General features: G+C 59.5%; 8 protein-coding genes and 1 pseudogene. 1 reads left to right on the plus strand and 8 read right to left on the minus strand.

Features of this window, described 5'->3' with window-relative positions; all coding sequences use genetic code 11:
• Position 1: 1 nt before the first annotated feature.
• From FN835_RS18185 to FN835_RS18215, 7 genes are all read right to left on the minus strand, one after another.
• The gene (locus tag FN835_RS18185; RefSeq protein WP_142664659.1) at positions 2-667 is read right to left on the minus strand and encodes an RraA family protein; all 666 of its coding nucleotides are present in this window, start codon (positions 665-667) and stop codon (positions 2-4) included.
• Entirely contained in the window at positions 664-1,443 is a 780-nt protein-coding gene (locus FN835_RS18190) for an HpcH/HpaI aldolase family protein (protein ID WP_142664660.1), read from the minus strand. The genes FN835_RS18185 and FN835_RS18190 overlap by 4 nt, the downstream gene beginning before the upstream one ends.
• The gene (locus FN835_RS18195) at positions 1,440-2,270 is read right to left on the minus strand and encodes a carbon-nitrogen hydrolase family protein (RefSeq protein WP_142664661.1); all 831 of its coding nucleotides are present in this window, start codon (positions 2,268-2,270) and stop codon (positions 1,440-1,442) included. The genes FN835_RS18190 and FN835_RS18195 overlap by 4 nt, the downstream gene beginning before the upstream one ends.
• Positions 2,271-2,319: 49 nt before the next feature.
• Complete coding sequence (locus FN835_RS18200) at positions 2,320-3,318, minus strand: DctP family TRAP transporter solute-binding subunit (protein WP_142664662.1); 999 nt, start codon at positions 3,316-3,318, stop codon at positions 2,320-2,322.
• A 43-nt stretch (positions 3,319-3,361) separates the two neighbouring features.
• Positions 3,362-4,642 (minus strand): TRAP transporter large permease subunit, encoded by a 1,281-nt coding sequence (locus FN835_RS18205; protein WP_142664663.1) that lies wholly within the window; start codon positions 4,640-4,642, stop codon positions 3,362-3,364.
• On the minus strand, positions 4,639-5,184 hold the full coding sequence (locus FN835_RS18210; RefSeq protein ID WP_142664664.1) for a TRAP transporter small permease: 546 nt from the start codon (positions 5,182-5,184) through the stop codon (positions 4,639-4,641). Before FN835_RS18210 ends, FN835_RS18205 begins: the two co-directional genes overlap by 4 nt.
• A 175-nt stretch (positions 5,185-5,359) precedes the next feature.
• The gene (locus FN835_RS18215; RefSeq protein WP_142664665.1) at positions 5,360-6,058 is read right to left on the minus strand and encodes a FadR/GntR family transcriptional regulator; all 699 of its coding nucleotides are present in this window, start codon (positions 6,056-6,058) and stop codon (positions 5,360-5,362) included.
• A 325-nt stretch (positions 6,059-6,383) separates the two neighbouring features.
• Between FN835_RS18215 and FN835_RS18220 the strand changes: the two genes are divergently transcribed.
• Complete coding sequence (locus tag FN835_RS18220; protein WP_142664666.1) at positions 6,384-7,322, plus strand: IS110 family RNA-guided transposase; 939 nt, start codon at positions 6,384-6,386, stop codon at positions 7,320-7,322.
• Here the strand turns inward: FN835_RS18220 and FN835_RS21670 are convergent.
• Positions 7,246-7,566: pseudogene (locus tag FN835_RS21670) on the minus strand (integrase core domain-containing protein); the annotation flags it as partial. The gene FN835_RS18220 and the pseudogene FN835_RS21670 sit on opposite strands and share 77 nt — an antisense overlap.
• Positions 7,567-7,642: the final 76 nt, after the last annotated feature.

Raw genomic sequence — 7,642 nt, forward strand, 5'->3', positions numbered from 1 at the left:
ATCAGGATGCGCTGCGGTATTTGTCGGACCCGTTCAGCTTTGCCAGGGATTCCCCTGCCGCCAGCCGTTTGCGCCATTCGACTTCGCGCGCTTCATCGGCCGCGGCCCGCTGGACCAGTGCTGCCATATCGGGATTGGCGGGGTCGAGGCTCAACAACCCGTTCGCATCGCCAAATAAGAGATCGCCGGGTCTGACGATCACATCACCGATCAGAACCGGGCCGAATAGCTCGGCCCCCGGAACGTCCAAAACGCGGGTGGTCACGACGTTCAGCCCGCGTGCATAGACCGGCAGGCCAAGATCGCGCAGTTCCTCGATATCGGTGACGACGCCGTCTACGACGATCCCTGCCGCCCCGGCAGCCAAAGCGGCGCGGGCCACCATTCCGCCAACGCAGGCGATGTGATGATCGCCCGCGCGGTCGATGACCAGAACATCGCCGGGTCGCAGATCGTCAAGCAGAAGATGAACGGGAATTGCATCGGGCAGGGGCTGACGCAAGGTGACGGCGCGGCCCAGCAGCTTGCCCCCGGTCAGTGGTCTGATCTGTGGCGAGACGATCCCGCTGGTCAGATAATGGCCCAAGGATGCGGGCTGAATGGACCGCATCTCGTTCAGAATGGTCGGATCAATTGCCGCTGCATTTGCACGGGGATGCCGGATCATGCGCGGGCACCCCGCATAAGTTCAGCCGCCCTGCGGCAGCCAGCGTTCAGAAACGCCATGTCATTGCCGACCAGAAGCATATCGCCGCCCTCTGACAGAAGTTCTGCGACCTGCTCTGGTTCATAGGGGAAACAGGGCAGCATCACCTTGATATCGCGGGCATGGCAATCTTTGATCAACTGGCGCATCGCTTGCCGGACTTGCGGATGACGCATCGAATAATCGACAGGGATGCCGCAGGACAGGGCATAGTCGGCGGGGCCGAAATGGACCGCATCGATTCCCGGCACCGACAGGATGTCATCGATGTTTTCGAAGAATCCCGGGCTTTCGGCCATTGGGATCAGCAGCGTTTCCCGATTGGCGCGGGCGGCATATTCGGTCCAGTCAAAACCCGGCCCCCCATAGCCCGCCGACCTGACAGAGCTGTCACCGCCGCGCCGGCCCATGGGTGGAAACTTCGTCGCAGCAACGATGGCGCGCATCTGCGCGCCGTCGTGAACCTGCGGGATGATCACGCCTTCTGCCCCCAGTTCCAGCGCCTTACGCAGCGCGGCCGCGCCGCTGTCTGGTACGCGCACCAGCGGCGAGACCCCGGCCAGTCGGGCAGCTAGGATCATCCGCTCCATCGGCAGATCAAGGCCAAGGACACTGTGTTCGGCATCGATGAAGACGAAATCCAGTTCCCAGTTTCCGGCAATCTCGACTACAGCGGGCGCGCCGGAATAGACGTTCATCCCAAAAGTGGGCTGACCCAGCTTCTCGCGCAGACTCATCGCGTTGCCGCCATGATGCAGATGGCGTAATCTTGTGGGCGGCGATCTCGGAACGGGTGAACCTCGTAGATACCCGGATCGCGGATGATGGATTTCACCTGCGCCTGACCCAGATCGATATCCACGCTGAAGATGCCATCGGCCATGCTCGCATTGATGATTTCAGCGCCATCCGGGCCGATAACATGGCTTGATCCCATGAACTGCATGCCGTCATCTAGATCGTTGCGGTTGGCGGACATGAAATAGACGAAGTTTTCGGCGGCGCGGACGCGACTGAAGAGATCGGGCAGGATACGCGCCGCTTCGGGCCACGCGGCGGGCAGAACGATCAGCTCTGCCCCGTGCAGGGCCAGCGTCCGGGCAACCTCGGGGAAGCGGATCTCATAGCAGATCGCAATACCGATCCGCCCGATTTCGGTATCGAAGACCGATGGCCCTTCGATTTCGGGAATATCCACGAAGCGGTCGCCGATCATGAAGGGTAGATGCATCTTGTGATGCAGCCCGATGATGCCGTCTGGTCCGATCAGGGCGGCGGTGTTCAGCGCTTCAGCGCCCCGCTTTTGATAAAAGCCCACGACGACATGGATGCCGGTTTCGCGGGCAACCGCCACGATCGGGTCCAGATCGCCGCGTTCGATATCTATCGCAGCAGCCAGCAGGCTGTCGCGGTCATCGAAGGAACCGCCGGTCAGGAAGCATTCCGGAAAGGCGATCAGGCGCGCGCCGGTTGTCGCGGCCTCCCGCGATTTTTCCGCCACCAGACGGGTCGTGGCGGCCGTGTCGCCGTGAACAGGTGAGAATTGAGCGAATGAAATCTTCATGCAGCAGATCCGATCTGGAGGAGGGAAGGGGGCCGAAGCCGCCCGGCGTTCATTCCAAGCTGAAGCCCACCGCGTCGAACACGGTCTTGGTCAGTTCGGGGTCAAATGTGGCGGAATATTTCGCGATGACGGGCCGCACGGCGTCCTTCATCCGCTGCAGTTCCGCAGGCTCGATCTCGGTCACGGTATTGCCGGCCTCACGAATGGCCTTTAGCGCCGAGACCTGTGCATCGCGGGAAATCTGGCGCTGTTCGATGGCGGTTTCACGCGCAACTTCGGTGATCATTGTCTGTTCGTCGGGGGTCAGCTTTTCCCAGAACGGTTTGCCGATCAGCACGATCTGGGGGTTATAATTGTGCCTGGTATTCGACAGATATTGCTGAACTTCGTAGTATTTCGACCCATAGTTGAAGGGCGCGGTGGATTCCTGCCCGTCAACCGCGCCGGTCTCAAGCGCTGTGTAAAGCTCTGTCACCGCCATGGGCGTCGGGTTCGCGCCAAGCGCGGCCCACATATCGATCAGCAGCGGGTTCTGTTGCACCCGCACCTTCAGCCCCGAGATATCCTCAAGCGTTTTCACCTCGTGGCGGTTGTTGCTCAGCACTCGGAAACCCTGTTCCCAGAACGCCAGACCGATCACACCGTGTTCGGGCAGTTTGTCAGTCAGGAACTTCCCGACCTCGCCATCCAGCAAGTCATCGACCACGTCGACATCCTGATAGATGAAGGGCAGATCCAGAATGCCGAAATTCTGGTCCTGCGTGATCATATTGCCCGCATTCCAGACCATCATTTCGACGACGCCGCCTTGCAGCGACGACAGCACCTGAACGTCACCGCCCAGAACACCGTTGGCGAAAACGCGGGCATTCAGCTTGCCGCTGCTTCGCTCTGCCAGCTTTTCGGCGAAAATGTGCATCCCCAGAACCGGCGGCGTGCCTTCTTGCCCGGTTGCGGCGAATTTGATGGTGCGGTTGTTGATATCTTGCGCATGAGCGGCAGAAATCAGCAACGTGGTAGCCAGAATTCCGATCAGTGACTTCTTCATGTTGATATCCATGTTGGGGTTGGTTGGGGGGTCTTTGCGCCCCTTAATGTGAAATCCAGGATGCGGGGACGGTGACCAGTTCCGGAAACAGGACCAGCAGGAACAGGATGATGATTTCCGCGAGGAAGAAGGGCAGAGTGCCTTTCACCAGCGTCTCGTAATCCATCTTCCCGACTGCGCAGACGACGTTCAGAACCGTGCCGACAGGTGGTGTTATCAGCCCGATGGCGCAGTTGATCATGAACAGCACACCGAAATAGATCGGATCGACCCCGGCGGCGTCCACGACTGGGACAAGAATAGGACCCAGCAGCAGAATGGTCGGCGTCAGATCCATCGCGGTGCCGACGATGATGATCAGAACCATCAGCGCAAAGACCAGCAGCTTCGGATGTTCCATCAGCGGCTCGACCAGGGCGATGACCTGACCGGGAATGTCCGCGATGGTGATCATCCATGCGGGGATCGCCGCGGCGGCCACCAGAAACATCACCCCGGCGGCGGTCTTGCCTGCACGGAAGACCAGATCGATCAGGTCGTCGAAGGTTAGTTCGCGATAGACGAACATGGCGACACACAAGGAATAGGCGGCGGCCACTCCTGCGGCTTCGGTCGGGGTCACGATGCCAAAGCGCAGGCCGACGATGATGATGACAGGCAGCATCAGCGCCCAGAGGCTGTTCGCAAAGGTGCGCCCGACATCGGCCCAGTTTGCGCGCGGCTGCGGCGTCACGTCCTCAGACCGGGCGACGAAATACCACGCAACGGCCAGTGCCAAAGCGATCATGATGCCCGGCGCGATCCCGGCAAGGAACAGCCTGCTGATCGACAGGTTGGTGGCGACGCCAAAGACGATGAAGCCGATGCTGGGCGGAATAATCGGCCCGATGATCGAGGCCGATGCGATCAGGCCGCCCGCCCGTTCCTTGCTGTGCCCGGCAGCAACCATCATCGGCAACAGCAGTGCCGACAAAGATGCAGCGTCCGCCAGTGCCGAACCGGACAAGCTGGACAGAAGCACGCCGGCAAAGATCACCACATAGCCAAGCCCGCCACGGCGATGGCCGACCAGTGCCTGTGCCAGCGCGATGATACGGCGGGAAAGGCCGCCCGCATTCATCACCTCACCCGCAAGGATGAACAGCGGAATTGCGATCATCGGGAAGCTGTCGACGGCGTTCAGCAGGTTCTGTGCGATGATCTGACCATCGAACAAACCCATCTGCCACATCAGCGCCGCGCCAGTAACGATCAGGGCGTAGGCGATTGGGGCACCGATCGCGATGATCAGCAGAAGTGTGCCTGTGAAAAGCGTTATGGTCATTTCGAGACCCCGTTAGCCATCAGGCGTGCGGCCTCGTCTTCATCTTCGCCTGCGGCGACAATCAGGTTGGCGTCAGAAAGACGGCCCGTTACCAAAGCGATCAACTGCCAGATCAGAAACAGCGCGCTTGCGGCAGCAAAGAATACGCCTGCCGCATACATCAGGCCGATAGGCAGTCGCGTTGCCGGGGAAAAAACGTGCAAGTTGATCATCATTTGCTGCCAGCTTCCGGTCAGCAGCAACCAGGTGACATAAAGCATCACGGCATGGGTCACCGCGAAGGCCAGCTTGCGCAGCGGCACCGGCAGACGGCAGACCAGCATCTCGACCCCGATATGGCCGCGTTCATAGAGAACCAGCAGGGCGCCGACAAAGGTCATCCAGACATACATCAGCCCAGACAAACCTTCGGACAGATAAATGCCCATATTGAACGCATAGCGCAAAACGACACTAGCAAAGATCAGGAACAGTATCCCGAACATGCAGGCGATGACTATCCAGCGTAGTAGCGCGAGATAAAACTTGCTGAAGGCAGCCACGTTTCCTCCGTTCGCATAAGGAAGGGCGAACCCTTCATTTCGACCAAGGACGCGTGATCAAGGCTGACCGATATCGATCAGTCCAGCGATCGCCGCGATTCAGAATCGGGCTATCGCGCATCCCTCCCTAGGAGGCAGGGTTAAATTAGTTGTATGATGACTGTCAACATATGAATTAATCGGCTTGCAGTTTGCGATATCTTTCAAGGCTGCCTGCAAGGTGAAACCGCATTGTCTCGCGCGCGCCCACGACATCACGGCGATCAATCGCTGCGGCAATACGACGATGTTCCTCCAGCATCTTTGACAGGTAGTCCCGCGTGATCTTGGGAACCGAGGCGTGGATCAACTGGCTACGCGGAATGATCACCGGCCCGATAAACGACATGAAGCGCGGCATGTAGCCGTTCCCGGTCGCCTGCGCGATCGCCATGTGAAAGGCAAAATCAAGCTCACGCGGCTTTTCCGCGAATGTCTCGATATCATCGGCCATGGCAAGCGTTCTGTGGATATCGTCCATCTGCCGGTCTTCTCGCCGATGCGCCGCCAGACCTGCCGCTTCGACCTCGACCCCCAAGCGAAGCTCAAGGATCTCCAATATCTGCGCCAGTTCACCCGCCTCATCGGCGCTGATCTTAAGCGTCAGCCCACCTTGGCCCGATACGAAGACGCCAACCCCTTGCCGGGATTCGACCAGACCTTCAGACCGCAAATGGGCAATCGCCTCACGCACCACGGTCCGACTAACATTGTAGAGGTCGCAAAGCTGGGCTTCGATGGGGATGCGCTCACCAATCGGATACTCGCCATTCTCGATCCTCTCGGCAATATCGCGCGCCACGATCGAAGCCAGACTATCACGCCTGCGTTTCATTCCATACTCCAGCAATCAGACATCATATAACTAGCTATGCGTTTTTTCCTGCGGGCTGCAACAGGCTGGTGGCTGAGCTACTCCCCGATGCTTGGACAGCTTTCCGGCTGATTTAAGCTTCTCTTAGAAGGATCTTCGGCTTTCGTGCGATACGGGGGCTGCTGCCCGGCACGGCATATATGCCGGGCAGCGGCGGGGGCAGGATCGAATTAAGCTTGGCCGTGCTGGGCCGTGCAGTAGTCAGATCACCCCCGCCTTTTCATGTGGCCTGAACGGATACTTGGGGGAAAGCCCCGCATGAGAAGCACAGGGGATGAAAAGGCAAATGAACGATACAATCGGAATCGATATCGGAAAAGACACTCTCGTCATTCACCGTCTGCCAGACACGGCGACCCTCGAGGTCGGCAATAACAAGGCCGGTCTGACCACACTTCTACGCTGGTTGGGCCGGGACGAAGCGTTGCGCGTCGTCTTTGAGCCTACTGGCCCTTACCATAGGCTCTTGGAAAAGACGCTGGCAGCGGCGAACATTGCCATGATCAAGGTGAACCCGCGGCAGGCACGGCGCTTTGCCGAAGCCATCGGTCGCCTCGCCAAGACGGACCGGGTCGATGCGGCAATGCTGGCGCGGCTTGGGGCGACGCTGGATCTTCAAGCTCTTCCGCCTAAAAGCGAAATTCTGCACGATCTGAGAGAGTTACGCGTTTCCCGCCAAGGCCGGGTGAAGGATCGCATTGCCCTGACGGTGCGCCTCCGGCACGCCAATCTTGCGTTGATCAAGCACCAGCTCCGGCTCAGCATTCGTCAGGTGGAGGCGCATCTGGCCGAAATCGACGCTGCCATTCTCGAAGCTGTCAGGGCGGACGAAGCATTGTCGCAACGCTTTGACATCCTGACCAGCATTCCGGGCATCGGCGAGATCGCAGCCTGTGCCATGCTGATCGAGATGCCGGAACTCGGCCAGTTGGAGGCCAGACAGGCGGCAGCTTTGGCGGGCCTCGCGCCCATCACCCAGCAGTCAGGTAAATGGAAGGGGCTTGCGCACATCCAGGGCGGGCGGGCCGGCCTGCGAAGGTCTCTCTACATGCCCGCCCTGGTCGCCACGCGCTACAACGCGCCACTCAGGGAAAAATACCAGAAGCTGATTGCCAGCGGGAAGGCCGCGAAAATCGCCATCACCGCGATCATGCGAAAGCTGATCGTCCTCGCCAACGCGCTTCTGCGCGACAAACGAAACTGGACGCCAAATACCTCTTGCTGACAACGGATACTACTGCCTGCGCCTGCTGATCGGTTTCGATGCTGTTGAAGTAGACCACGGCGGGCGGCTGTCCGCCATGGGCAGTGTGGGGTCTTCGATGGTTGTAGAAGGTGATCCAAGATCCGATGGCGGCCTTTGCCTGCGACCCTGTTTCCCAGGCGTGCAGATAGACGCATTCATACTTCAGCGACCGCCACAGACGCTCGATGAAGACATTGTCGATGCGTAAGCGGCGGCTGCGCCCCACTTACGTTCAGCTTGACGGCTTGAAGTTCCAGGGCAACAGGACGTCGATCTGAGCCTGCGGGTGGCCGGCTGCG

Source organism: Paracoccus laeviglucosivorans (assembly GCF_900182695.1).
Classification (GTDB): domain Bacteria; phylum Pseudomonadota; class Alphaproteobacteria; order Rhodobacterales; family Rhodobacteraceae; genus Paracoccus; species Paracoccus laeviglucosivorans.

What these genes read in the sequence shown, in the direction of transcription:
- FN835_RS18200 (WP_142664662.1), bottom strand. Translation starts at nt 3,318, where the DNA reads ATGAAGAAGTCACTGATCGGAATTCTGGCTACCACGTTGCTGATTTCT.
- FN835_RS18220 (WP_142664666.1), top strand. Translation starts at nt 6,384, where the DNA reads ATGAACGATACAATCGGAATCGATATCGGAAAAGACACTCTCGTCATT.
- FN835_RS18205 (WP_142664663.1), bottom strand. Translation starts at nt 4,642, where the DNA reads ATGACCATAACGCTTTTCACAGGCACACTTCTGCTGATCATCGCGATC.
- FN835_RS18185 (WP_142664659.1), bottom strand. Translation starts at nt 667, where the DNA reads ATGATCCGGCATCCCCGTGCAAATGCAGCGGCAATTGATCCGACCATT.
- FN835_RS18195 (WP_142664661.1), bottom strand. Translation starts at nt 2,270, where the DNA reads ATGAAGATTTCATTCGCTCAATTCTCACCTGTTCACGGCGACACGGCC.
- FN835_RS18190 (WP_142664660.1), bottom strand. Translation starts at nt 1,443, where the DNA reads ATGAGTCTGCGCGAGAAGCTGGGTCAGCCCACTTTTGGGATGAACGTC.
- FN835_RS18215 (WP_142664665.1), bottom strand. Translation starts at nt 6,058, where the DNA reads ATGAAACGCAGGCGTGATAGTCTGGCTTCGATCGTGGCGCGCGATATT.